Here is a 24068-nt window from a genome sequence, read left to right on the forward strand (position 1 = left end):
AGCCTGACGGATGAGTTCGGCGGCGTCGTCCCAATGTGGAGCTACCGGGAATCTCCGCTGATTGACGGAGATCGGTTGATCTGCACGCCAGGCGGGCCCGAGGCAACCGTTGTGGCGCTCAACAAGCTCACGGGCGAGACGCTCTGGCAGTGCAAGGTGCCGGAAGGGGAAGCGGTAGCCGCTCCTCCGCCGGAGAACCCTGGGCGTCGCCGTCGCAACTTCGGCCCCAGTTCCGGCGCGGGCTATGCGTCCGTGATTCCGATCGAGTTCGATGGCCAGCGACAATACGTGCAGTTGGCGGCGAAGGCGCTGATTGGCGTCGCGGCCGAGGACGGCGCGTTTCTTTGGCGCTATGACGCTCCCGCCAATGGCATGGCGATTAACTGCTCGACGCCTTTGTTCCACGATGGCATGGTCTTCGCCTCGTCGGCGTATGGCGCTGGCGGCGGGCTGGCAAAGCTCACCAAGAACGCGGATGGGACCATCGTGCCGGCGGAAGTGTTTTTCTCCAAGCGCATGCAGAATCATCACGGTGGCATGATCATCATTGATGGCGCCTTGTATGGCGCGAACGGCGGCAACGAAGGGGGCGCCTTGATCTGCCTGGATTTCAAGACGGGCGACATCCTCTGGGATGAGCGCAGCAAACGTCGCGCTCCGAAAGGCGCCATCGCATTTGCCGACGGCCGTATCTACTACCGCGCGGAAGACGGCACGTTGTTGTTGATCGAACCCAGCCGCGAAGAATACCTCGAGCGCGGACGCTTTGAGCAACCCGATCGGAGTGAATCGCCGGCCTGGGCGCATCCGGTCATCGCCAATGGCAAGCTTTACATTCGCGATCAGGACGTACTGTTCTGTTACGATGTCACGAGACCGTGACGGTGTCGCGACTCAGGCGCTAATTGCTTCGGTCCAGCGCAACAGCGTCTCACTGAAAACGGAACACTGAAAACTTCCAACTTATCTTCAAACTCTGACAATTCCCTGATTCTCCCGACACACGTCCCGACTAAAGTTTGCTCCATCGGTGGGACGGTGTCTCGTTCACATCTTGCGATTTCCCCCCCACGAGCCCCCCACCGAGCGCACCGGAGCCGTCCTCTCGCCTTGAGCGCGAGGACGGCTTTTTTTTTGTTGGCGCAATACCATCCCGAAGCGCCAGCGAGGGAGAGAGGGCGTGGAAGATGCGAGCGAAGTGCGTGTCCCCTGTGTACCCGCGACCCTGTACGAAAAACGCACACGAATGGCTTAGTTCCGATGAGCACGCTATAATTGCCGCATGGTCAATATTCAGTTGGACGATTCAGTGGCCGCATCCCTCGCCTCGCTGGCGTCAGCGCAGGGGCTAACCCTGGAACAGTATCTCCGCGATATCGCGACGCTGAATCGCCCGGACCACTCGAATCGTCCGGCGGTCGACGAAATTATTTCTGACATTGAAGAAGCATCGAGCGCCAGCGGCTCTCCCTTTCGCGGCACCTACCCGCGCGACGTGATTTATCAGGACCACGACTGATGGGGTGGCTGCTCGATACCGGCGTCCTACTTCGGTTGTACGACCGTGACGCTCCCGAGAGGGACGACATCTTGCGATCACTTCGCGTGATCTTTCAGCGTGGCGAGCAGATCTTCGTCGCGATGCAGAATATCGCCGAATTCTGGAATGTGATGACGCGCCCGATGGACGTCAATGGATTTGGCCAGTCGACTGAAACCGCGCGAAGGCGGCTTCAATCGATTGAGAAGTATGCCACGATACTTACAGAATCTGACGATTCGTATCGACTTTGGAAGCAATTCGTGGACGAGCTTGTCATAACCGGCGTCAAAGTACACGACGCGCGGCTGGTAGCGGTAATGACCGCCAACGGTGTCACCCAGTTGCTTACTTTCAACGAGCGCGACTTTCGCCGTTTCGACTCGATAGTGGTAGTGCCACCTGCAAAACTGGTGAGCCAATGATTCGCTCGGGACGTTCGTCACATGGTAGATGAGAATCCCTATCGGTCTCCTTCAAGCGTCGAAGCTGACAAGGAGTATCTGCGAGCGTGGCAGCGCTATCGATCATACTCTTACTGGAACATTGCAATCAGTCTAACGATTCTTGGCACCGCGCTAGCCAATGCTTGGCTGGGGAAACGTCCAGGCCAGGCAGCAACGATGATTGCGTTACTCGTTGGATGTTGTGTCTTTGCAATGTTGCTTGGACTGTTCGCGACTTCGAAGAAACGCTTTCAATGCCCTCGATGTCGTCACGCCTTTTTTATGGATGGTTTCACGCATGCTTCGCAGCGAACATGCGCAAACTGCGGCCTGCCGATATGGTCTCCCCGCGATCCCGACTCTCGCTGAACCCGTCCGCTGAGCCGTTGAGACTCCCCGCCCTGTCCCCTATACTCACTCGCTTTGACACATTTTCCCAGCAAGACATCTGGTCAAGGCGATTCGACTTATGGCTGATTTGATCCCCCCGCATGGCGGGCTGTCCGAGCCGGTTTGTTGCACCGTTCCCGCGGCTGAAATCGAGGCCTTCAAGCAGGAAGCCGCCGGGCTCGCCAAGGTGCCGGTTTCCGACGCCGACCTCTCGACCGTCTACCGCTTCGGCGACGGCGGCTTGAGCCCGCTCACCGGGCCGATGGATTCCGCCACCTACAATCGGGTGCTGGACGAATCGGTCATCGAGCACAACGGCAAGCTCTACGCCTGGACGATCCCGCTCTCGCTGCCCGTGACCGAGGCGCTGGCCAAGACGCTCAAGGCTGGTCAGAAAGTCGCTTTGACCAACACCGCGGGCGACGTGGTCGCCACGGTCGACCTGACCGACGTCTTCGCCTGGGACAAGCCGCGCTACATCAAGAGCGTCTACCTGACCGAGCGGACCGATCACCCCGGCGCCGACATGGTCCTGAAAGGCGACGCCGACAAGTCGCATCTCATCGGCGGCACGATCAAAGTCCTGCCGCAGCCGAAGAACGCCAAGTTCGGCAAGTATGTGCTCTCGCCGCGCGACGTGCGTAAGCTGCTGGCCGAGAAGGGTTGGAACCGCGTCGTGGCGTTCCAGACCCGTAACCCGTTGCATCGCGCGCACGAGTACGCGCTCGTCTACGGCTTGGAGCAATTGCTCAAGCAAGGACACAACGCCGGTGCGTGCTTAAACCCGTTGGTCGGCGAGACCAAGGGGGACGACGTCAACGCCGAAGTGCGGATGAAGACCTACGAAGCGTTGATCGACACCCGCGGGCTCGGCGAAGGCGATAGCGACGCTTCGTTGTGGAAGCCGCGCAACGAGTCGGTCCCCGATCGCGTGATCCTGTTGGGCCTGGACATCAAGATGTTCTACGGCGGCCCGAAGGAAGCGATCATGCACGGCATCTACCGGCAGAACTTCGGTTTCACCGACATCGTCATCGGCCGCAAGCACGCCGACGCCCCGTATCACGACGGCGCCGCGATCTGGGGCGACTTCGACGCCCAGGAAATCTTCGAGAACCTCAAGGGGGACTTGAAGATCCAGCCGGTCAAAGTCGGTTTCGCCGCCTACTACGACTCGGCCGGCCGCGTCGATCTGATGGAACTGCACAAGGACGAAAAGCCGGTCTTCATCTCCGGCAAGCAGGTCCGTCAGACGCTCATCGACGGCCAACCGGTCGACCCACGCATCATGCGCGAAAGCACGTCGCGAATCCTGGTCGAAGCCATGGCGGGCATGAAGTAACACGTCGAATTCCGTGATTCACCACGGAGGACACGGAGAGCACGGAGGGAGGGCGAATGCTTTTTGAACCGCGAAGGCGCTGAGACGCAGAGAGAGAGAGAGAGAGAGAGAACAGTCCGGGCGGTTGAGTATTAGGAACCACACAAGTGTTGAGTTGATTGCGAATCGCCGCGGGCGTTTCACAATGCAGCACACACTCCTCAACTCTCCTCCCCCTCCGCGTCTCAGCGCCTCTGCGGTTCAAAACTGCATTTGCCTCCGTGCTCTCCGTGTTCTCCGTGGTGAAAAACCATAACACGCGCCCTCACGCAGACGACATCTATGAGCAAACCCGTCGTGATCTTCTGGCCCGGCGATTACCGCGAGGAGCCGAACAAGTGGGCGTTGCCGCAGGTCAAGGAGACGACCGAGCAGTTGGTCCGCGCGCTCAAGAAGCTCGGGCGGAAGCCATACCAGGTGCGCGGGTTTCTGCGGAAGCCGAATGAGGCGATCGAGAAGCTCGGCCCGGTCGACGATCCGGCGATCGGCGTCTTCTGCCACTGGACCTACGGCCCGCACACCGTGGACGGCGTCGTCGGCAAGGATTCGCCGCTGCTCTTGGCGTCGAATTTCTCCGGCACCTGGCCGGGGTTGGTGGCGCTGTTGAACACCAGTTCCTGCCTGGAGATGGTCGATCGCCGGCATTCGCGCGTCTGGACCGATGCGGCGGATTGGACCAAGGACCGCGGGTTCATGTCCCGGCTCGACGAATGGTGCTCGTCCGGCGCGATTCGTTACGACGAAAGCGAATTGCACTACAACGCGCCGATCACGGCCGAAGCGGCCGCCGTGGCGGGCGAAGTGCTTCGCGAGCTACGGGCGAAGCGCGTGATGGCGCTGATGCTGGGCGATACTTCGATGGGCATGATCAACGGCTACTTCGGCAGCCGGCTGCTGTCCAAGATCGGGTTCACCGAACACAAGGTCGATCAGGCCTGGCTCATCAATCGCGGCCGGTTCATCGCCGAGCGGCGGATCGACGACGCGTTCAAGTTCGTGGTCGAGAAGGGCGTGAAATTCCACTGGGGCGCAGAGGGCGCGCAGGACTTCACTTCCGAATCGACCCGTGAGCAGTTGCGAATGTATCTCACCGTGCTCGACCTGGTCGATGAGTTCGGCGCGGATTGCGTCGGCTGGCAGTATCAACTCGGCTTGCTGCCATTGCTGCCGCCTAGTGACTTTTCGGAAGGGCTGCTGAACAGCACGTGTCGCCCGGAAGGAAACGGCGACGTGATCATCACCAGTACCGAAGCGGACCAGGGGAACCTGATCCCGATGGAGTTGATGAAGCGCATTCTCAAGCGCCGGGGCCTCCACCCCGGCGTGATGTTCCACGACGTCCGCTGGGGCGCGCGGCACAAGGGCCGCTTCCTCTGGGTGTTGCTGAACTCCGGTTCGTGCGGCGCGTACGCCTTCAATCACGACAGCGAGACGCTCAAGGGGACGCACAGCTATCGCCAACCGGCCGGGTATTTCCCCATTCCCGGCGGCACCTTCGCCGGTGAAAGCCTGCCCGGCGAGATGACCTGGGCCCGCGCGTATGTGAAAAACGGCGAACTGTGGATGGACATCGGCCGCGGCGAAGTGGTGAAGCTCCCGCCGAAGGTGCGTGACGCCTGGTGGGAAGGCACGACGCGCCAATGGCCGTTCATGGCCGCCGACCTGGGTTGCCAGATGGAAACCGTGATGGCCCACTACCAAAGCAACCACGTCGCCGTCGCCTACGGCAACATCTTCGGCGAAATGGTGGCGCTCTCGCAGGCGCTGGGGTTCAAGGTGCGCGTGCTGGCGTCGGGAATGTGAGAGGAAGTAGGTGGAGTATTTAGTAGGTGGAGTAGGCGAAGTAGGACGCCACCTTGGCGAATTCTTCCCACTGAAAACTGAACACTGAAAACTTCAAACTTCATCCAAACAACGGCGCCGCGCCGAACAACCGTCGCAGCAGCCCAATCTGCCCCACGTGAATGAACTCGTGGTGGGCGACCCAGAGGAGCGAGTCGTACTTCTTCGTGAAGAGGCGGTGCGGCTTGAGAATCGTCTCGTCGAGTTGGGCATCGGTCAGCCCGCGGATTTCGCTGAGCATTTGCTCGTACACACGGTGAAAGATGGCCAGCGTCTCCTCGGCCGAAGGGTTTTTCGCGGGATCAGGATCGGGCGTCGAGCCCTTGCCCCACATTTGCAACTGCGCCGGCGTGATGAGCCGCGCATCTTCCGGCCGCTCGCCACGAATGCGCACGAGGCCGAGGTAGTACTGAGCGGCGGCGATATGGCCCACTTGCCAGGCGATGTGCGTGATTCCTTCCGCCGGTTGCCGGAACCAATCGCCCGGGGCGATGCTTTCGACTACCTTCAGCGTGTAGGCGCGACAGGTTTGAATGATTTGGAGGGCGTGTTCGAGTTGCGTCATACGTGGTGTCCTATTCCTGAGATCAAGGGAGAATTGGTAAAGCGCGAACGCCAACTCTACCTGGCCTGACAGTCACTGCCGCGCCGCGTTCAAGATCGATCCGCACCTGTTCAATAACGCGTGCAAGCAGGTCCGCGACTTGCGGGCCGCGCAGGCCTTCCTGTCGAATTCGAATGACGCTTGGACGAGCAGCCCCGGAACCAGCGAGCAAGGTATGAAAGTCCGCATCAAGCGTCACTACGACGAAGTCGTTCTCGGCAGCGAATTGGAGAATCGCTTCGTCAGCAGCCGCCGCCCAACCGAGATCCGTCACATGTTGCGTCGGAATCCATCGTTCGGTTAGCAGCGTTGCCGCGGACCAGGGTAGTCCTTGATCCAACAGAAATCTCATGCAGTGGCTCGCAGATCGACCGTCCGATCATCCAAATTCGCGGCTGCGTACGCAAGCGCCTGGGCGATATCTTCGTCGGCAAGGCCAGGATACTCCCGTTTCAGCTCCTCGCGATCTGGGTAAAGCGCGAGTGCTTCGAGCACTCGACGGACGGTCAATCGAGTGCCTCGGATGCATGGCTGCCCGTTGACCACGGCCGGGTCAATCGTGATTCGATCAAGTTTCATTTCGCTGCCCGTTGAACTGGAGTTTCCCGGTCCTCGCCTCGATCTCAATTCATTTTACCGCGGCGTCGGACAACAAAGGAGTGCAGTTCTGTATCCCAGCCGCCTAATCCGCTAACGGAATCGGCGCGTCCGGATCGTCCGGCAGTGTCGGCTTCGCCGATGGCGTGACTGGCATTCCCGTGGTGGATGGCGTCTGCACGAATCGGAGCAGCTCGTCGGTCGAAGTCAGCGAGTTCGGCTTGACGCTGGGTCCGAGCACGCCTTGATAGTAGTCCCAGGTGACGTTCTTGCAGAGCGAGTCGTAGTAAACAAATAGGTCCGACGCAGGGCGATCCGAGCGAAATACTCCGGGCGCGTTTTCGCGGGCTGAAGCGGCGATGCGGTCACGGTTAACCGGATGGGAATCGAAGATTCCTGTCTGTTCCGTTTCGAACACTTCACGCATCTGGCGCCGCACGTCGGGCGTCAACGCATTGACATTGAACAGAACCAACTTGGAAAAATTGTCGGCGAGCTTCCCTTGGCGAAAGAACTGCACGGCGTCGTGCTCGGTTGCTTGCCAGCCGACCGACAATTGGAAGAACCTTTTCGTCGTCGCGGCAAACGTCTCACTCCCCACCAGCCGCGTTTCGAACAGGTCCGCATTATATTCCATCTGACGCATCAGCACGCCGCTGACCGCCAGGCCCAGAATCATCAAGCACCAAAGAACGCCCCTCGTCAGGTAAATCGCCACTTTCGCCAGGCCGAAGATCCAGGCGATGCGAAAGTCCATGCCTTCCATGCTGTGGGAGAGCCATTCGTCCCACGAGTCGCTGCTATAGACGACCCGCGCAAACCAACCGTTAATGCGACGAATTACATAGCTCAGCCGCATCCCGCCGCCTTGGCTGAAGTGCCCCAATTCGTGCGCCAATACTCCGGCGAATTGCTGCAACGTCAGGCCGGATACCAGCGGGATGCCAATCAACAACTTCAAATCGTTGCCGAGAAACATGCTCCAGAGTCCGCGTTGAAACGCGGCCGCCGCGTTCATATCGCAGACTACCTCGATCCGCTTTGGCAACGGCGCACCGACCGCGTTGGCGATTTGCGCGACCAAGGCGAAGACATGCGGCTCCCCTTGCGGCGTGATGGCGCGTGAGTGGACGTCATCCGCCGGCGAAGCGAACAGCGGCTTCAGCATAAACAGAATCTGAATCGCCCCGGCGATCAACGGTCCGGCGTAGATCAACAAGGCAATGAGCGACGCCCGCCCGTGAACGTGCGTAAAGATGACATGACTATGCGTGGCATGCAGGTAGTACAGCCAGCAGACGCCGCAAATGATGCCCACGTAGGCCAACGGCAAGATCAGCATCACCACCGCTACCACGGCTTGTGCCATGCGGTACGCCATCGAAGCGCGCACCGGCTGGATTGGCCCGGAGAACCCGCGCGCGATATCCGCACCGATCGTGCTCGGCGGAGGTGGCGGGACCATTGGCGGCTTCGGGAAGGCGGACGTCGGAGGCTTGGCGCGCGCGGGCTTGTTCGCGCCGCGGTTTAAGTCCACAGGCGTTGGTGGTGGTTGCGGCTTTGCGGCGGCCTTGACCGGCGGCGCCTCGGCAGTCACCTGCGTCCCCGCGTTAGGAATTGCTATCATACCGTCGCAACCGCGACATTTCACCCGCTTGCCGGCCAACTCCGGACTAACGCGATACGTCTTCTTGCACTTCGGACACTGTACAGCAGCTAACATCGATTGGCCCCAGCGAGAACTCAAAACCACGATTATGGCTGCCGCGAAATGTCATGGCAAACATTTCGCGGCACAGTTTCTGACGGCTGGCGAGCGTCGACAATAGTTCATGGCGCGGGGCAACTACTTTTTCTCCGCATCAACCTTCTCGTTTTTCTCATCGCTTGACGCCGCCCCAGCCGCCTTCACCTCCACCGCCGCTTCCGCCGGCTTCCCCTCCGCCAGCGAAATCTCCGCGATCCGCATGTCCGAGCTGCCGCCGGCGCGGTTGTGCAGCGAGATGGCGAGGATATGTTTCCCAGGCTTGAGCGGGCCTTTGAGTTTGTATTCGCGGACTTTCGTTTCTTCCTCGCCGGCCGTCGTGGTGTGCGCCATCAATTCATACGAGTCGTCGTTCAGGCCGACGTTGTCCCGGGCGATTTCTTTACCATCGAGGTAGATGACGATCCCATCGTCGCGCTGCAGTTTGAGTACGAGACTGGCGACTTCGTCCTTCGATTCAAACGCGTGACGAAAATACGCCGTACGGCGTTTGACGCCGTTCTTCTCATCGGCGGGATCGTCCGCGGGCGGCGCGCCGATGTCGACGCCTTCGAAGTCCTCCTCACCATAACCAAAGCCGCCGTGCGGGCCTTCCTTGTCTTTACCGGTCTTCCACTGGGCGTCGTCGAATTCGAGCGTGTACCAGGTCCTGTGGAATTCCTTGTCTTCCTTGCCAGGGTCGACGCCGTCCGTGGGATGCAGCCAACGCCACTCGCTGCCGACGGGGATTAGGTCGTCGGCCGCCGCGGCGCCGCAAGAAAGGAACAGAGAGCCAATCGCCAAAAGGTGAAATCGCGCGCGCATCGTAGGAACCTCGCGTCGTCGGTGATGAATCACACTGAAGTGAACGACGGAGCGATCGCCCCGCCGGTATCAGTGTAGCAGCCGTCCGCTGAGATAGCGATGATTCGAGAACATTCAACTCTCCCTCGCTGGCGCTACGGGCTAGTGTGGACGACATCTAGATGCCAACGCCGCGGCGCTTCAGCTCATCCACGACGCTGCGCACGACCTTGTCGATCTCGCTGCGCTCGATTTGACCTGGCGCCGTGGCGGGGCAGCCGGTCAGCGGTTGGTTGGTAAAGCCTTCCTCGGCCAGTAAGCATTGCAGCGTGTTGCGCACGTGGTCGAGGGAGATCTTCTGCTCCGCCGAAAGCGGCTGGCGGCCGGCGCCGGTTTGGAAGCCGCGCAGGCCGACGGCCTGACGAAAGCCCTCGGGAAAATCGGCGGTGTAGATCATTGCGTCGAACAGCGTGACGAGGCGATATTGCAACCGCCGCGCGTCATCCAGTTTGCTCGCCACCGTCAGGTCGTAGAGCTTGCGCGTTAACTCCGGTACCACGCCGCTCGTGGCGTTGGTGCCGCCGTCGCAGCCGATCAGCAACATCGGCATCAGCGCGGCGTCCCAGCCGGTCAGGAAGCTGAACTCCGGGCGATTCGGGCGCACCGCCTGGATCATGCGGATCATGTGCGGTAGGTCGCCGGACGAATCCTTGATGGCGATGATCTTCTCGCACTCTTCCGACAACCGCTGTACGGTCGGCACGTCGATCGGCGAGGCGAACATCGGAATGTTGTACAGCGTGACGTTGATCGGCGTGTTGCGGCCGATTTCCTTGAAGTACGCGTACACCGCGCTCGGGCTGAGCTTGTAGTAGTACGGCGAGACGATCGCCACCGCGTCCACGCCGAGACCGTGGTAATACTCGCAGGCCGAGAGGGTCTCCTTGACGTTGGCCTCGGCCGCGCCGGCCAGAATCGGCACCCGACCGCGATTCTGATCAGCGATGATGGCGATAATCCGCCGCCGCTCTTCCGGCGTGAAACGCGTGAACTCGCCCGTCGAGCCGTTGGGGTACAGCCCATGCACGCCGCGCTCGATGAGCCAGTCGACATACCGGCGCAGTTCCGGCTCGTTGACGTCGCCGCGCGGATCGAGCGGGACGATGTTGGGAACAAAAATGCCTTGGAGCAGGGCGCGGCTTTGCATGGCGTGTGTTAATTCGGCGGTGGGGGAGGGTCGTTCGAGGCGAGCACGCAATCGTAGCTCTTGGCTCTGCGTGAAAGCACGTCGTTGGGTGCCACTGGCGGCTCGTCCGCCAGTGCTATCGGCGTCGACTCGCACTGGCGGACGAGCCGCCAGTGGCACCCGAGGTCAGCTAATAAATCACAGTGCGTGTCCCCGCCATGGTAATCCCGCGCCGCCCGTGTTGCGAACGGGACAATCGGCAGAATTGTTGCCGACGCCAGCCTTTGCCCGCCGTGCAAGCTTTTCGCAGGCCGCGCAAATCGGTAAAGCCGTTCATCTTTCCTAGGCGTTGAACTTTCGCGCCGAAGGGAGTCGATACGACAGCGGTGAGGCTCCCGACCGGTCGCGCAGTGCGCAGCAGCAGGTCGCCGGGCCGCTCACATCCGCCAGGCAACAACAGCATCGACCCGAGAGGTTAATTCGTGGCGAAGGCAAGCAAATCCAAGGCGCTTGTCACGGTGGACCGACGGAAGTCGAAGGAACGACGCAACAGCAGCGATGATCGACGCAAGAAAGCCGAGCCCGTGCCGGTCGAGCGCCGGCAAGTCGAGCGGCGCGAGAAAGTCGTCCGCCGACGGCAAATCGACCCCACGACCTGCGAACGCGATTATTCCGACGAGGAGGTCGAGTTCATGAACGCGCTCGACCAATACAAACGGAAAAGCGGCCGCATGTTTCCCACCTGCAGCGAAATCCTGGAAGTCATTCGCGGGATCGGGTACGTGAAGCTCGACCCGCTGACCGGCGTGGCTTCCACGACCATGGCGCAGCCCTCGGCGAGCCCGATGGAGTAGAAGTCCGAAGATAAGCGATGAGAACAAATGAAGCCGCGGAGCAATGCTCCGCGGCTTTTTTATTGCGCGGCGACAGCGCAAACTCTTCTTCACTTCCTCTGTAGCCGGCCTCTGTGAGGCCGGGGAGAGGACGTGCTTGAGCGGTTCGGCGCTTGTCGTTGGCGCGACGTCTTCTCCGGCCAAGGTCACAGTCCTCGGCTACCGAAGAGCGACGGGATCGGCCTGTGCCGCTGGCGCGAGGTTTGCGCGGCGGCGCCACGCGGCGCTGATCTTATCAATCAACCGCCGGCGCTCAATCGGTTTGTTGTCGTAGTCGTCGCAGCCGGCGTCGAGGCATTTTTGGCGGTCGTTGGACATGGCGTGGGCCGTGAGCGCGATGATCGGTGTCGCGACGCCGCGGCGGCGCAGCTCGCGGGCCGCGGTGTAGCCGTCCATCTCCGGCATCTGCATGTCCATGAGGATGACGTCGAAAGCGTTCTGATCAGCGATCGTCTGGACCGCGAGCAGTCCGTTTTCGGCGACTTCGACCGTGGCGCCGGCCTGACGGAGCACGTGCGCGAAGAAGCGTTGGTTGTCCGGCCCGTCTTCGACGATCAGGAGGCGGCAACCGGACAATTCCTGCCGGTCGAAATCTTCCGGCGCGAGCGCGCGCGTGTCGATTGCCGCCGTGAGCGTCGGGTCGATCCAGCCGATGCCCAGCAGTTTCCCGCAAGGGATTTCCAGTGTGAACGTGCTGCCGGCGCCGGGCTGACTGACCACCTCGATTTTGCCGGACATCATCTCGGCCAGTCGGCGGCTGATCGATAGTCCCAGTCCGGTGCCGCCGAAGTTGCGCGTCGTTGAGGCGTCCGCCTGGCTGAACGGTTGGAACAATCGCCCGAGTTGCTCTGCGGAAATCCCGATGCCGGAATCGCGGACTTCGGCCCGCAAGCGATAGTCGCCCCGTTCGTCGCGTTCGCAAGCGACGGACAGCGTGACTGAACCGCGTTGCGTGAACTTGATCGCGTTACCAATCAGGTTGATGAGAATCTGTCGCAAGCGCAGCGGATCCGTGACGATTTGCTCCGGCAGCGCACCGCGGAGGTCCAGACGGAGCGCGAGCTGTTTCTGTTCGGCGCGGACCAGCATCAGGCTGTGGATCTCGCGCAGGAGTTGCACGGGCGAGCAATCGGTTTGCTCGACCGCCATCTGCCCGGCTTCGATTTTCGAGAGATCGAGGATGTCGTTGATAATATCCAGCAGATAATGGCCGTTGCGCTTGATGACGGAGAGCAAATGCAACGCGCTCTCCTGGCCGTTGAGCTCGTCGAGCAAGATATCGGTGTAGCCGAGGATGGCCGTCATCGGCGTGCGGATTTCGTGGCTCATGTTGGCCAGGAACTGGCTCTTCGCCACGTTGGCTTCCTCAGCTTTGCGGCGCGAGGCGACCAGTTCGCGCGAGCGACGGTCCACCTCGGCTTCCAGCGATTGCGCGTATTGCGTCCGTTCGCGCAAGCGATTTTCGTGTTCCTCGATCGCTTCCGCGGTGGCCCGTTGATGCGATTCGCGCAAGGTGTCTTTTTCCGCCGCGGTTTGTCGCAGGCGGGACGCCAGCAACCGTTGTTCGCGCCCGGCGCGATCGAGTTCCCGCAAACAAATGCCAACGCCGACGAGCAACGAAACGTGCGGCGCGAGGTCGATGGCAATCGTGCCGTTCGCCGCCAGACCGACCAGGTTGAGCGTCGGGCCCGGCAAGGGCAGTCGAAACGCGGCGCCAGAGCGATTCGCGAGCGGGTGCCAGACGGCGATCGGGCGGGTGGCGATTTCTTTCCAGGCGTCGCCGGCCATTTGGTCCGCTCTGGGACCTGTAGGGCAAGGTGCAATCGGTTCAACGACCAGCACCTGACCTGCGGCGTCGACCAGGTACAGCCAATCGACGCCGAGGGGCAACAGCAACACGCGCAAGTCCGCCAGCCGCCCTGTCGAAGGGCACGTGGCAGGTTCCCAGGCGAACCAGTCTTCGAAGCCGTCCAGTTCCTGCGACATCCGGGCGGCTCCTACATGGAAAACAGTTCGGCGCTGCGTTTCAACTCGGCGTCCAGGTCGTTCGCCAGCACCAGCAAGTCTTCGCGGCTGATGCCGAGCGATGACAGCGTCGTGGGCGAAACCTTGGCCAGCTTGACGCCGACACTGGTGATGCCCTTCAGCGTGCAAATGCCGTTCGCCAGTTCCACGCAGCGCACGATCGCGCCGTGTTCGCCGCGATAGTCCCCGGCGCGATGGTGATAGCGAATGGCGTCGCGGGCCGCCTCGGGGAATTTCCAACTCGCAGCGATCCGTTCGCCCGCTTCCGTGTGGTCGAAGCCCAGGATCGCCTTCTCGACTTCCACGAGCGGCACGTTCGATTTCAGCGCGGCAATCACCTCGCAGAACCCGGTGTGCGCGTGCTGATCGAGCAGCACAATGCCGATATCGTGCAGCAGTCCGGCGAGGAAGGCGTCTTCGAAAATCTGCAGCCGCTGGCGCATGGCGATCATCCGCGCGCAGATGCCGACCGAGACCAGGTGCTTCCATAATTCTTCGCGATGGTACGTGCCGATCGGTTCGCCGCCGCGAAAGATCTCGGCGACGCTGGCGGTCACGGCCAGATTGCGGACCTGGTTGAACCCCAGGTACGCGACCGCGGTTTGAAGATTCGTCACCTTGACGCGCAGGCCAAAGAGCGACGAGTTGACGCAGCGCAGCACCCGGGCCGTCAGCGAGACGTCCTGTTCGAGCACGCCCTTGAGTTGCGAGACGCTGGCGTCGGGATCTTGGGCGACTTCCAGCACGCGCATCGCCACGTGCGGCAAGGTGGAGATTTCATCCACGGTGCGCGCAAAGCGCGCCAGCCGAGCTTCGGCCTCGGCGGGAGAAATCTCAAGGGCAGGCATAACGATTCCTCCCGGCGGCCCTGGAGGCGCAATGGTCCTAAGATGGAACGACCGCCGAGAGGTTTTTCGCCCCTGGGCATCGCGAACTACTAGCAAAACTGTACGTCACCCCCTCCGGAGCGACGTGTGCGGAAAACGCTCAATCCCTGGCATAACCCGCCGCAGGCCAGCGCGTAGCGACCTTTCGACAGATACGGCCTCACCCACCTAGGGGGTGTGGCGCCGATTCGGGCCGCGCCGCGGCCGACTGTCCGATAGACACGGGAATTTGGTAGCCTACCAGCAGCCGGCACGAGGCCGGCCCGCTCCTCCCGCCCGAGAACACGGTCCAGGCATGATCACGAATCTGCGCCCGAACAAAATCGACCGCGACGACCTCCCCCCCGGGGCGTGCCTCTGCGACTACTGCACGGCCAAGTGCTGCAAGTACTTTGCCCTGCCGATCGAGACGCCGACCGAACGGAAGGATTTCGACTACCTCCGCTGGTTCCTGCTGCACGGCCAGGCCACGGTCTTCATCGAAGACGACACCTGGTACCTGCTCGTCCACACGCAATGCAAGCACCTCCAGCCGGACAACCGCTGCGGGATCTATATGACGCGCCCGGAGATCTGCCGCGAGTATTCCACGGACAACTGCGAGTACGACGACACCTACGTCTACGACCGCTACTTCGAAACGCCGGAACAGGTCGTGGATTACACCGAAGCCGTCTTCAAGCCGCTCGACGGCGGCTCGATCCGCAGCCCGCGCCCGGAATTGTTGCCGATTTTGTAGGAGGAGTTTGAAGTTTTCAGTGTTCAGTTTTCAGTGGAGGTCGCCTCGTCCTCACTGAAAACTGAACACTGAAAACTTCAAACTCGCGCCGACCGGCGCTTCATTCGGAGCTTGTTCCTTGTCCGCCGCTCGCATTACTCCCCGCACGCTCAAAGGTTTTCGCGACTACTTGCCCGAGGCGATGATTCCGCGCGAGCGGTTGATCGATACGGCGCGGCGCGTGTATCGCTCCTATGGCTTCAGCCCGATCGACACGCCGGCGCTCGAATACCTGGAAGTGCTGACGGGCAAAGGGAGCGACGAGACGGACAAGCAACTCTACAAGTTTCAGGATCACGGCGAACGCTGGGTCGGCTTGCGGTTCGATCTCACGGTGCCGCTAGCGCGGTTCGCGGCACAGCACTATCAAGCGCTCGGCACGCCGTTCAAGCGCTACCACATCGGCACGGTCTGGCGCGGCGAGAACACGCAGCGCGGCCGCTATCGCGAATTCATGCAGTGCGATTTCGACACGATCGGCACGGAGAGCCTGACGTCCGACATCGAAACGGCGCTGGTAATTCACGACTTGTTCGTGGCGCTCGAATTGCCGGACGTGACCATCCGCGTCAACAATCGGCTCGTGCTGAACGGTTTGCTCGCCAAGCTCGGCCTGGCGGATCGCGCCACGGCGGTGCTCCGCGCGCTCGATAAACTCGCCAAGATCGGCCCCGAAAAAGTCGCGGCGGAGTTGGTCGAACATGCCGGCGCGACGACGATGCAAGCGAACGACGTTCTGCGGATGGCGGGGCTCACAGGCACGAATGCCGACATCCTCCGCGAACTCGGGCCGCTCGTCGCCGGGAATCCGCAAGGCGAGGCGGGCGTCGCGCAATTGGCCGATCTGCTGGCCGCCGTCGTGGCCGCTGGCGTGGCGCCGGAGCGAATTGCCATCGACGTCTCGATCGCCCGAGGGTTGGACTACTACACAGGCACGATCTTCGAAACGTTCCTGGAAAAACTGCCCACCATCGGCAGCGTCTGTTCGGGCGGGCGCTACGACAACCTGGCGGAATTGTTTACCAGCCAGCCGCTGCCGGGGATCGGCGCGTCGCTGGGACTCGATCGGTTGCTGGCGGCGATGGAAGAACTGGGCATGGTGGAAAAAATCGCCACCACGGCGCCGATCTTCATTCCGCAGTTCGACGCCGCGCATCTGCACGACTATCTGCGGTTGGCCGCCGACATTCGCCGCGCCGGGTTCGGCGTGGAAGTGTATCCCGACGCCAAGCCGCTGGGCAAGCAACTCAAGTACGCCGATCGCCGCGGTTTTCGCCTGGCCCTGATCGCCGGCGGCGACGAATGGCAAGCCGGCACGATTCAGGTCAAGGACTTGCGCGCCGGCGCCAGCAGCACGCTGCCCAGAACGGACCTGACCATGCGCTTAGCCGAGTTGCTGGGGATGGCACAGTAAGGTGAAAGTTGAAGCGTAATGAACCGAACGCCAATCGAAGCGCAACGAATGTTTGACCCGCCGCATTCGACCGGCGAAACTAATTCGTAGGGCTATTGAGCCCATCGAACCGCCTGACATAAGCACTCCTTTAGCCCTTTACTACTAACCAAGCTCCTCCTATGGCCAACCGCACCAATCACTACGAAGCCGCCACGGAAGCCTATCTACGACTTCTCGGCATACCGTACTTAGCGATTGACGAACAGCGCCGCAGTCTCTTAGGAAACGTGTCCGTCAAAAATCTCGACTTCGTCGTCACCGCGCCGGGCGGCGCTTCGTGGCTGGTGGACGTCAAGGGACGGCGCTTTCCCGCAGGCCGCGGACGCCAGTTCTGGAAAAACTGGTCGACCCGCGACGATCTCGATAGCATGGCCCGCTGGGAGCAGTTGTTCGGACCGCGCGCGGCGGGACTGTTCGTGTTCGCCTATCACCTCGTCGGGCGCGAATCGCCCGTGCCCGCCGACCAGGTGTACGAGTTTCGCGGCGAGCTCTACGCCTTCGTCGGCGTGCGCTTAGCCGACTACGTGCGCGACGCCAAGCAAATCTCGCCGCGCTGGCAAACGCTGTCGCTGCCGACGCAGCGCTTTCGCCAGTGCGCGCGCCCGCTGGCGCAATGGCTGACGCCTCCGCCACCGATGCTCACGGACGTCCTGCCGCTCGATGGTCCGCTCGTCTCTGCTTGGGACTAGCTCCGCGTTACCGGCGCACGTCCACGCGCGGCTGTTTCGCGGCGGCCTGATCCTCGCCCACGGCCACCGACAGCCAGCCGTCGTCGATCACAAAGTGCGTGACGCGCAAGCCTTGTAGTCGCGGGTTCTGGGCCAATTGCGCGGGCGTCAGATGCCAAGGTTCTTCGACCGGAAAGATGCGATTCAAGATGCCGCGGAGCGCCAGCTCCACGCCGCCGACGTTTTCGCCGAGCAGCTCGACGGGGCCTTCGCGCTCCAGGTCCGCCGTCAGTGAATTCGTCTCGGGCCGATATTTCACGCGCACCTGAAAATTGTGCCAACTGCGGTGCGTGGTGATCAGCTCGGCAAACTGCAGATTCAATTCCACCTGGCCGTCGACGAGCCGCGCGTGGACGGCGTCTTGCTCGGCAAAATGAATCCAGACGTCGTCGCGCAGCGACGCCTTCGGCAGCAGGTCGTCGCGATTCATCTTCTCCGCCAGCCACGCGCCGAGTTCCGGCAGGCTGAACGTGCGGCCGTTCAGGTCGAGACCTTCCAACAGATTGTTGAGCGCCGTCTGATGCACTTGAAGACCAAGCAACGCATCCCCCGGCAAGCGCGGACGTGGCGTGTGGCTGCCGAGTTGCGAATCCGCCGCGAGGCGCACTCGCAACAGCGCGCGGTTGTCGCTCGAGCCGGCTTCGATAATCCGCGGCGCGAGTCCCAGGCGATCGAGCGGCGTGATCACGCGTTCGCGCCAGCGGACGTTGGCGGCGGCGAAGGCGGTTTCGGTTTCATCCATCAGCGCGCGGCCGAGTTTCTCCTTGATCCGGCGCTCCGCTTCGACCTGCGCCTCGCCGCGCTTCTCGTCGTATTGTCGCCGGGCAATCTTGCGCACCACGCCGCCAATTAGTGGCAGGCGATCGAAATCGGTCCGCACGCTTTGCAAATCGGTTTGGCTGTCGACCTCGACCAGCACTTCGCCGGCATGCAATCCGCGGCGATCGAACCGCAACCGGCGCCGCGCCGAGAACTGCGCCCGACCTGCGTTATGGAACCGCGCTGGTCCGCTTTCGGCAGTGGTCCAGCTATCAACATCACCGGCCGCGAACAGTTCGAGCCCCAATCGCCCGCGCTCGTTCGCCGTGCGAAAAAAGAGCCGCGTCGTCGTCCGGCTGTGGCCTCGATTCGGCACGCCGAGGATCGTTTCCTCGACCGCTTGCTCGCGCGGGGCGGACTCCGGCAGCAGCCGCGAGATCAACTCAGCGGAGAACTCCAGCCGCACGTTGGCGTTGCGGAACCGCTCGTTCAATTGCCGCGACAATTCCTGATCGCGCGGATCGCGCGAGGCGGCTAACTGCCGCGCCGCGGTTGCGAGCTGTTGAGCATCGCTGGGCAACAGGTCTTCCTCGAAGCGTTCGAGCCGCCGCGCCAGATCGAGTTGACACTCGTCCTCCTCCGACCAGCCCCGCAGTTCGCCGGCCAGACGTTGCACACGCCGCTCGCCGACCAGTTTGCGCTGCGAAAGATCGAGCGACGGCGACGCCAGCCGCGACAACACTTCCCGCGCCAACGCTTCCCGCGCATCATCCGCCAACGACGCTCGCGACGCGTTCATCGCCCGTAGTTCGTCCAGCAGCAGGTATTCGCGCCAGACTTGGGCGTCGTCCCGGCCGGCCAACGTCGCTTCCACTTCGCCGAGCGCCAGGCCGAGGTCGGCGGCGTCGTTCGGCAACTGCGGTGCGTGCTGAGCGTCGTCCAACCGGGCCAGCGCGGCATCCCACACTGCAAGGCGCCGCCGCATGGCATCGCACGTGCGGCGCAACTGCGTGGCCAACGCCGGGCGGGACTGCTCCTCGGCCAGCGCTTCGCCTTCGAACAGCCGCTGCCAAACCGCGGCCAGCGCCGGCGCGGCGGCGTCCAGGTCGCGGGGATTCGCATTGGCGAACGCTTCCACCGCCTCGGCCGCGCTCAACGCCCAGGGACCGCATTCGCACTCGCTGGCCAGGGCGTTCAGGCGATCCAACAGCGCGGTCGGCTGCAGCCAAGCGTTCGACACAGGAACGATCACCGGCTGGTTGGCAATCGGCGCGACATCGATCTCATCGACCGACACGCTCGGGACGAGCGCCAACTGCTCCACGGGGGCTTCGTCCTGCGCCGTGTCGTCGTCGGCTTCGTCTGCCAACGCCAGTTGCCAGGCGGCGTCGTCCAGCAGCACGGGTTCCACCGGCAAGTCGATCTCGCCCGGGGCCAGCGGCTCATACAGTCCGTTGGCGGTCACCGCCGGCGCTGCGTCGTCTTGCAGGCCCAGCGGCGCCACGGCCGGCAGCATGGCGATACGCACCGGCGCCGTCCCGGCAGGCTCGAGCGAGCGCTTTTTCGCGCCCGCGAACACCGCCTGAATGAAGACCGACTTCGCCACGGGCGCCGTTTCGGCCCGCGGTAGCGCAATGCTCGCCGCGGCCACGGCGAGCCGCTGCTTGGCCGACGCAAACGGGCGCGGCGCGGCAACGCGCGGCTTTGGCGCCCAAGCGCGCGGCGCGGTGACGCTGAGCGCGAACAGCAACCCCAACAGGCCGATATACGGCCACATCGGCCCCGACGGCTGGCGATGGCGAGCAAACACGGGCGTTACCCTCTGGCTTCCCTGCGAGTTCAACATCCCTGATGGACAATCTCAGTACGTAGAATCGGCAAGACGGGCTGTTGCCGTAAACTGGCGAGACAGGAAAAGCCTAGTAAGCATCGCCTACCACGTAGAGCGCAGCGATTCTGCCGCGAAACACGGCTGCGGAAAGTGTTCCGCTTAGCTAATCCTTACTGATTGGCAAAGGCGTACGGATGCACCACGGAGTCACGGAGGCACGGAAGGGAAAGATTTAACCGCGAAACACGCGAATCACACGAAAAAGGGTGGATGAGAATTTGGTCCACGGAAAACACGGAAAGGCACGGAACGAGAGAGTGGAGTTTCGTTGCTACTTCTTTTCTTTCCTCAGTTTTCGTGTGTTTCGCGTGTTTCGCGGTTAAATCCTCTCTTCCTCTCCGTGCCTCCGTGACTCCGTGGTGAAAATTCGCCGGCCGCCTAAACGAGCACCGTGTCTTCGTGTTCATAGCCTGGGGCGCAGCAGCAAAGAAAGATGAGCGGTTCGTCGCCCATGTTGCGGATCGTGTGGACCGCGCCCGGCGGGATGGCAATCGCGTCCCCCACGCCGACGTCGCGGGTTTCCTCGTCGACCCGCAGCGAGCCCGCGCCACGGAGAATGTAGTAAATCTCCTCCGCCCGCGGATGATAGTGCGGCGCCGTCGCCCCGCCGACCGCCACACGGGCTTCGGCGAGACTCTGATTCCGAATACACGAATTGCGATGCGCCAGCAACTCGCGGATCTCAGACCCGTCCTTGGTGGTGAAGGCGGAGACGCGGGCGAGGTTCTGGATGTGCATGCGAGATTGAGGGGAAAGTAGAATTGCGATTGCTACGACGGAATGTAGATTACACATTGGCCGACGCAATGCGATGCCTTCACAGCAAATGTGCGAAACCCGACATGTTAACGAAACAGCAAATGCTTTCGGCAATTGACGGACTGCTCGTCGAGGCCGAGCGCCTTCATGCACAATTCTTGAATGACCTATCGCCCTGGAACGCAGAATTCGCGTGCTGGCTCAATGCGTGCGAGTCGACAATTGAAGCCATTTTTGGATCGACATCCGAGGCACTCCGATCATTCAAGGGGATTTACTTTATCGCCCCGCCGGCAGAGGGACTGGCAGATGAAGCTGAGCGACAGAAAGCCCACTTGGCATGGTTTGACAGCGGCCTTCGTTATGCACACGTGAAGTTGGTCGGGTATCGCTATTGTGTTGAGCGGTTGGCAATCGATCCTCCGGTACGCACAACCCCCTACTTGTTTCTGTCACATGGCGGGCCGACGCTGACGCATGTTCGCGCATTGCAGGCCTTCCTTGATGCGATTGGGCTATCACCCATTGCAGTTCTTGACATGCCAAACCTGAACATGTCGGTGAACGAGAAAGTCCGCCATTACATGGGGCTTTGCACGGGCGCAATTATATTGGCGACGGCAGAGGACGAAACGTCCTCAGGTGAGCAACGCGCACGTCCGAATGTCGAGAACGAGATTGGTATGTTGCAAGCTGCGTCGAATGTTGGTGAGAGAATTGTATATTTGAAGGAATCCGACGTTAAGTTCGCGTCAAACTATTCGGAGAAGGTGTGGATTCCATTTCAAAAGGAACGCATTCAAGACGCGTTTACTCAGATCAGCAAAGAACTGAGGGCTTTTGGATTCCTCTCATGAGCAAAGAATTATTTAGCGCGTCGGATGCCAACTCCTACTTCCAAAGCGCCCGATCCAGCATCCGGTAGTTAATCGGTTCGCTCATGTGCTGCGCCTGGACGTTCTCACTCGCTGCCAAGGTAACCGCGTCGAATTATCGCCGCGATCGACAATCGTTCACGCGTCGCGCAACCCCACGACCAGTCGTTTCCCGACCGCCTCAGCGTACCGAATCAATGTCTCCACCGTCGGATTGGTGCGCTGTCCCGATTCCAGCTTAGAAAGAGCGGATCGGTCCATGCCTGTCAGGTCCGTGAGATCCTGCAGACTCAAACCCTTCGATTCGCGCGCCGCTTTGAGCTCATCCAGCAGGCGCGGCAAGTCGTTCAAGGTCGCCATCCGCTCTCGATGACGCTCGATGAGTTCAGGCACTTCACTGGCGACTTGCTGGCGAATCTTGTCATACTTCGCAATCTCATCGCCAGCCAGCCGCCTGTCTCGTGTGATTCGCTTCATGATTGCGCCCTCAATTTGCGTCGAACGCGGTCACCGGATACACCGTGTCGTCGTCGATCCGCTCGAACACGACGAATATCTGACGCCCTTCCGCGGTGACGCCAAACACAATCGGATATCCGGACGACCGACTGATCGTTTCATAAGTGGGATTCGACAATACGTACTCAACTTCCTCTTTGCTGACGTGATGCCGCAGACAATGTTGGACATTGCCATGGGGATCAGCATCGAGATCCCAAAGCACAAATCGAAACGCCACTCAATCGTCCTTGTTCGATGTTGAATTATAATACAACAACCGGACATTTGTCAAATCCGCCGCGATACATCGGAAGAAATGGACGGCGTTTAGCTTGCCAACGCATTCCCATGCTCATTTCCAAAGCGCCCGATCCAGCATCCGGTAGTTAATCGCCTCGCTAACGTGTTGCGCCTGGATCTCGTCACTCGCGTCCAGGTCCGCGATCGTGCGCGCTACGCGGAGCACTTTGTCGTGGGCGCGGGCGGAGAGGCCGAGTTCGGTGACTGCGGCTTTCAACAGGTCTTGGCCCGTCGCGTCGAGGACGCAGTGCGTGCGGTTTTGGCGGTGGGTCATGCGGGCGTTCTGGCGCGTCTTGCTGCCATGGAATCGTTGCTCCTGGCGTTTGCGCGCGCCGGCGACTTGTTCGCGCATCGCCGCGCTGCTGGTGCCGGGCGTCGTGGAGGAGAGTTCCTTGTAGGGGACCGACGGCACTTCCAGGTGGATGTCGATGCGGTCCAACAGCGGGCCGCTGATCTTGGCCATGTAGCGCTCGATCTGAACCGGTGTGCAATGGCATTCCCGCCGCGGATCGCTGCGATATCCGCAGGGGCAGGGATTGAGCGCCGCCACGAGCATGAACAACGCGGGGAACGTCGTGCTGCTCAACGCCCGGCTGATCGTCACCGTGCCGTCTTCGAGCGGCTGCCGAAGCACTTCCAACGTGCGGCGATTGAACTCCGGCAACTCGTCCAGAAACAACACGCCGTTGTGCGAGAGACTGATCTCGCCCGGCGCCGGCACGGAACCGCCGCCGACCAGGCCCGCGTCGCTGATCGTATGATGCGGACTGCGAAACGGGCGGATCGCCAACAGCGGCTGCCCCGGCGGCAGTAAGCCCATCGCGCTATAGATGCGCGAAGTTTCGATCGATTCCTGCGCGGCCAGATCGGGCAGGATCGTGGGGATCCGCTTAGCGAGCATCGTCTTGCCGGAGCCAGGCGGGCCGAGCATCAGGATGTTGTGCCCCCCGGCCGCTGCCACGGTGATCGCGCGCTTGGCCATTTCCTGCCCGCGCACGTCGGCGAAATCGGCGTCGTAGCGGCCCAGTTCCTGAAAAATCTCCGCCAGGCCGGACGGTTCCGGTTCTAGCTGAATGGCGCCGGCGAGGTAGGCGACCGCTTCGGAAAGCGAGCCGATCGGAATCACGTCGAGCCCTTCCACGACGGCCGCCTCGCGCGCGCTGGAGCGCGGCACGATCAAACCTTTCAGTCCCGGCAATTGCTTCGCGGCGATCGCCATCGACAGCGCCCCTTTCACGGGACGCGTAGAACCATCCAGCGCCAATTCCCCGACTACCGCGTATCGCGAAAATATCTCCGATGAGAATTGCCCGCTGGCGGCGAGAATGCCTAACGTAATCGGCAAATCAAAAGACGCGGCCTGCTTCGGCAACTCGGCCGGGGCGAGGTTAATCACGATGCGTCCGGTCGGTCGCTGATAGCCGGAATTCACGAGCGCCCGTTCGACGCGGTGCGTGCTCTCCTTGACCGCGGCCTCCGGCAAACCGACGAGCACGGTCTTCGGCAAGGCCGAGTCCGAGACGTCAACTTCAACCTCGACCGGCAGGGCGTCGATCCCCAACAACGAAAACGTGCGCAGGGTAGCTAGGCTCTGTTGACGATTCGGTCTGCTTCAGGTTAAACACTTGCGGTCGGAATTGGAATTCCGATTGCACCCTGGAGGCTCGGATGCCATGCGGTAC

The 24068-nt window shown here is 61.7% G+C and carries 23 protein-coding genes; 10 read left to right on the forward strand and 13 right to left on the reverse strand.

The window, feature by feature from the left end:
- The 5 genes from SGJ19_01490 to SGJ19_01510 all read left to right on the forward strand — a co-directional run.
- Nucleotides 1-882, forward strand: an 882-nt coding sequence (locus SGJ19_01490; protein MDZ4778908.1) for a PQQ-binding-like beta-propeller repeat protein, incomplete at its 5' end; no start/stop codon positions are given.
- A 400-nt stretch (nt 883-1282) separates the two neighbouring features.
- Nucleotides 1283-1519, forward strand: coding sequence for a hypothetical protein (locus SGJ19_01495; protein MDZ4778909.1), 237 nt, complete (start codon nt 1283-1285; stop codon nt 1517-1519).
- On the forward strand, nt 1519-1965 hold the full coding sequence (locus SGJ19_01500) for a PIN domain-containing protein (protein ID MDZ4778910.1): 447 nt from the start codon (nt 1519-1521) through the stop codon (nt 1963-1965). Before SGJ19_01495 ends, SGJ19_01500 begins: the two co-directional genes overlap by 1 nt.
- A gap of 490 nt (nt 1966-2455) precedes the next feature.
- The gene (locus tag SGJ19_01505; GenBank protein ID MDZ4778911.1) at nt 2456-3718 is read left to right on the forward strand and encodes a sulfate adenylyltransferase; all 1263 of its coding nucleotides are present in this window, start codon (nt 2456-2458) and stop codon (nt 3716-3718) included.
- A gap of 321 nt (nt 3719-4039) precedes the next feature.
- A complete protein-coding gene (locus SGJ19_01510) occupies nt 4040-5560 on the forward strand; it encodes a fucose isomerase (protein ID MDZ4778912.1) in 1521 nt (506 codons plus the stop codon).
- Between the two features lie 100 nt (nt 5561-5660).
- Here SGJ19_01510 and SGJ19_01515 read toward each other — a convergent pair whose 3' ends face one another.
- The 6 genes from SGJ19_01515 to SGJ19_01540 all read right to left on the reverse strand — a co-directional run bounded on the left by SGJ19_01515 (nt 5661) and on the right by SGJ19_01540 (nt 10555).
- Complete coding sequence (locus tag SGJ19_01515; protein ID MDZ4778913.1) at nt 5661-6164, reverse strand: DinB family protein; 504 nt, start codon at nt 6162-6164, stop codon at nt 5661-5663.
- A 22-nt stretch (nt 6165-6186) separates the two neighbouring features.
- Nucleotides 6187-6555 carry a DUF5615 family PIN-like protein gene (locus tag SGJ19_01520; protein ID MDZ4778914.1) on the reverse strand — a complete coding sequence of 123 codons (369 nt, stop codon included), beginning with the start codon at nt 6553-6555 and terminating at the stop codon, nt 6187-6189.
- The gene (locus SGJ19_01525) at nt 6552-6782 is read right to left on the reverse strand and encodes a DUF433 domain-containing protein (protein ID MDZ4778915.1); all 231 of its coding nucleotides are present in this window, start codon (nt 6780-6782) and stop codon (nt 6552-6554) included. Before SGJ19_01525 ends, SGJ19_01520 begins: the two co-directional genes overlap by 4 nt.
- 103 nt (nt 6783-6885) lie before the next feature.
- Nucleotides 6886-8427 (reverse strand): M48 family metalloprotease, encoded by a 1542-nt coding sequence (locus SGJ19_01530; GenBank protein ID MDZ4778916.1) that lies wholly within the window; start codon nt 8425-8427, stop codon nt 6886-6888.
- A gap of 219 nt (nt 8428-8646) precedes the next feature.
- Complete coding sequence (locus SGJ19_01535) at nt 8647-9369, reverse strand: hypothetical protein (GenBank protein MDZ4778917.1); 723 nt, start codon at nt 9367-9369, stop codon at nt 8647-8649.
- 157 nt (nt 9370-9526) lie between these two features.
- Nucleotides 9527-10555 carry a dihydrodipicolinate synthase family protein gene (locus tag SGJ19_01540; protein MDZ4778918.1) on the reverse strand — a complete coding sequence of 343 codons (1029 nt, stop codon included), beginning with the start codon at nt 10553-10555 and terminating at the stop codon, nt 9527-9529.
- 461 nt (nt 10556-11016) lie between these two features.
- Here SGJ19_01540 and SGJ19_01545 point away from each other — a divergent pair, with 461 nt between their 5' ends.
- Nucleotides 11017-11388: a hypothetical protein gene (locus tag SGJ19_01545; GenBank protein MDZ4778919.1), complete on the forward strand. Its 372-nt coding sequence runs from the start codon at nt 11017-11019 to the stop codon at nt 11386-11388.
- A 198-nt stretch (nt 11389-11586) separates the two neighbouring features.
- Here SGJ19_01545 and SGJ19_01550 read toward each other — a convergent pair whose 3' ends face one another.
- Complete coding sequence (locus tag SGJ19_01550; GenBank protein MDZ4778920.1) at nt 11587-13413, reverse strand: ATP-binding protein; 1827 nt, start codon at nt 13411-13413, stop codon at nt 11587-11589.
- An 11-nt stretch (nt 13414-13424) separates the two neighbouring features.
- Nucleotides 13425-14300, reverse strand: coding sequence for an HDOD domain-containing protein (locus SGJ19_01555; GenBank protein ID MDZ4778921.1), 876 nt, complete (start codon nt 14298-14300; stop codon nt 13425-13427).
- Between the two features lie 334 nt (nt 14301-14634).
- Between SGJ19_01555 and SGJ19_01560 the strand changes: the two genes are divergently transcribed.
- The 3 genes from SGJ19_01560 to SGJ19_01570 all read left to right on the forward strand — a co-directional run bounded on the left by SGJ19_01560 (nt 14635) and on the right by SGJ19_01570 (nt 17262).
- On the forward strand, nt 14635-15078 hold the full coding sequence (locus SGJ19_01560) for a YkgJ family cysteine cluster protein (GenBank protein MDZ4778922.1): 444 nt from the start codon (nt 14635-14637) through the stop codon (nt 15076-15078).
- Between the two features lie 118 nt (nt 15079-15196).
- Nucleotides 15197-16531 (forward strand): histidine--tRNA ligase, encoded by a 1335-nt coding sequence (gene hisS, locus SGJ19_01565; GenBank protein ID MDZ4778923.1) that lies wholly within the window; start codon nt 15197-15199, stop codon nt 16529-16531.
- A gap of 161 nt (nt 16532-16692) precedes the next feature.
- Nucleotides 16693-17262 carry an HYExAFE family protein gene (locus SGJ19_01570; protein ID MDZ4778924.1) on the forward strand — a complete coding sequence of 190 codons (570 nt, stop codon included), beginning with the start codon at nt 16693-16695 and terminating at the stop codon, nt 17260-17262.
- Nucleotides 17263-17269: 7 nt separating this feature from the next.
- Here the strand turns inward: SGJ19_01570 and SGJ19_01575 are convergent, their stop codons facing one another.
- Both SGJ19_01575 and SGJ19_01580 read right to left on the reverse strand, forming a co-directional pair.
- On the reverse strand, nt 17270-19870 hold the full coding sequence (locus SGJ19_01575; protein MDZ4778925.1) for a hypothetical protein: 2601 nt from the start codon (nt 19868-19870) through the stop codon (nt 17270-17272).
- Nucleotides 19871-20329: 459 nt separating this feature from the next.
- Nucleotides 20330-20689: a cupin domain-containing protein gene (locus SGJ19_01580; protein MDZ4778926.1), complete on the reverse strand. Its 360-nt coding sequence runs from the start codon at nt 20687-20689 to the stop codon at nt 20330-20332.
- A gap of 104 nt (nt 20690-20793) precedes the next feature.
- Here SGJ19_01580 and SGJ19_01585 point away from each other — a divergent pair, with 104 nt between their 5' ends.
- Nucleotides 20794-21567 (forward strand): nucleotide-binding protein, encoded by a 774-nt coding sequence (locus SGJ19_01585; GenBank protein ID MDZ4778927.1) that lies wholly within the window; start codon nt 20794-20796, stop codon nt 21565-21567.
- 156 nt (nt 21568-21723) lie between these two features.
- Here SGJ19_01585 and SGJ19_01590 read toward each other — a convergent pair whose 3' ends face one another.
- The 3 genes from SGJ19_01590 to SGJ19_01600 all read right to left on the reverse strand — a co-directional run bounded on the left by SGJ19_01590 (nt 21724) and on the right by SGJ19_01600 (nt 23950).
- Complete coding sequence (locus SGJ19_01590; GenBank protein MDZ4778928.1) at nt 21724-22062, reverse strand: helix-turn-helix transcriptional regulator; 339 nt, start codon at nt 22060-22062, stop codon at nt 21724-21726.
- 10 nt (nt 22063-22072) lie between these two features.
- Nucleotides 22073-22324, reverse strand: a complete 252-nt coding sequence (locus tag SGJ19_01595; protein MDZ4778929.1) for a hypothetical protein — start codon at nt 22322-22324, stop codon at nt 22073-22075.
- A gap of 114 nt (nt 22325-22438) precedes the next feature.
- On the reverse strand, nt 22439-23950 hold the full coding sequence (locus SGJ19_01600) for a YifB family Mg chelatase-like AAA ATPase (GenBank protein ID MDZ4778930.1): 1512 nt from the start codon (nt 23948-23950) through the stop codon (nt 22439-22441).
- Nucleotides 23951-24068 lie beyond the last annotated feature (118 nt).

The sequence above is a fragment of the Planctomycetia bacterium genome (assembly GCA_034440135.1).
Classification (GTDB): Bacteria; Planctomycetota; Planctomycetia; order Pirellulales; family JALHLM01; genus JALHLM01.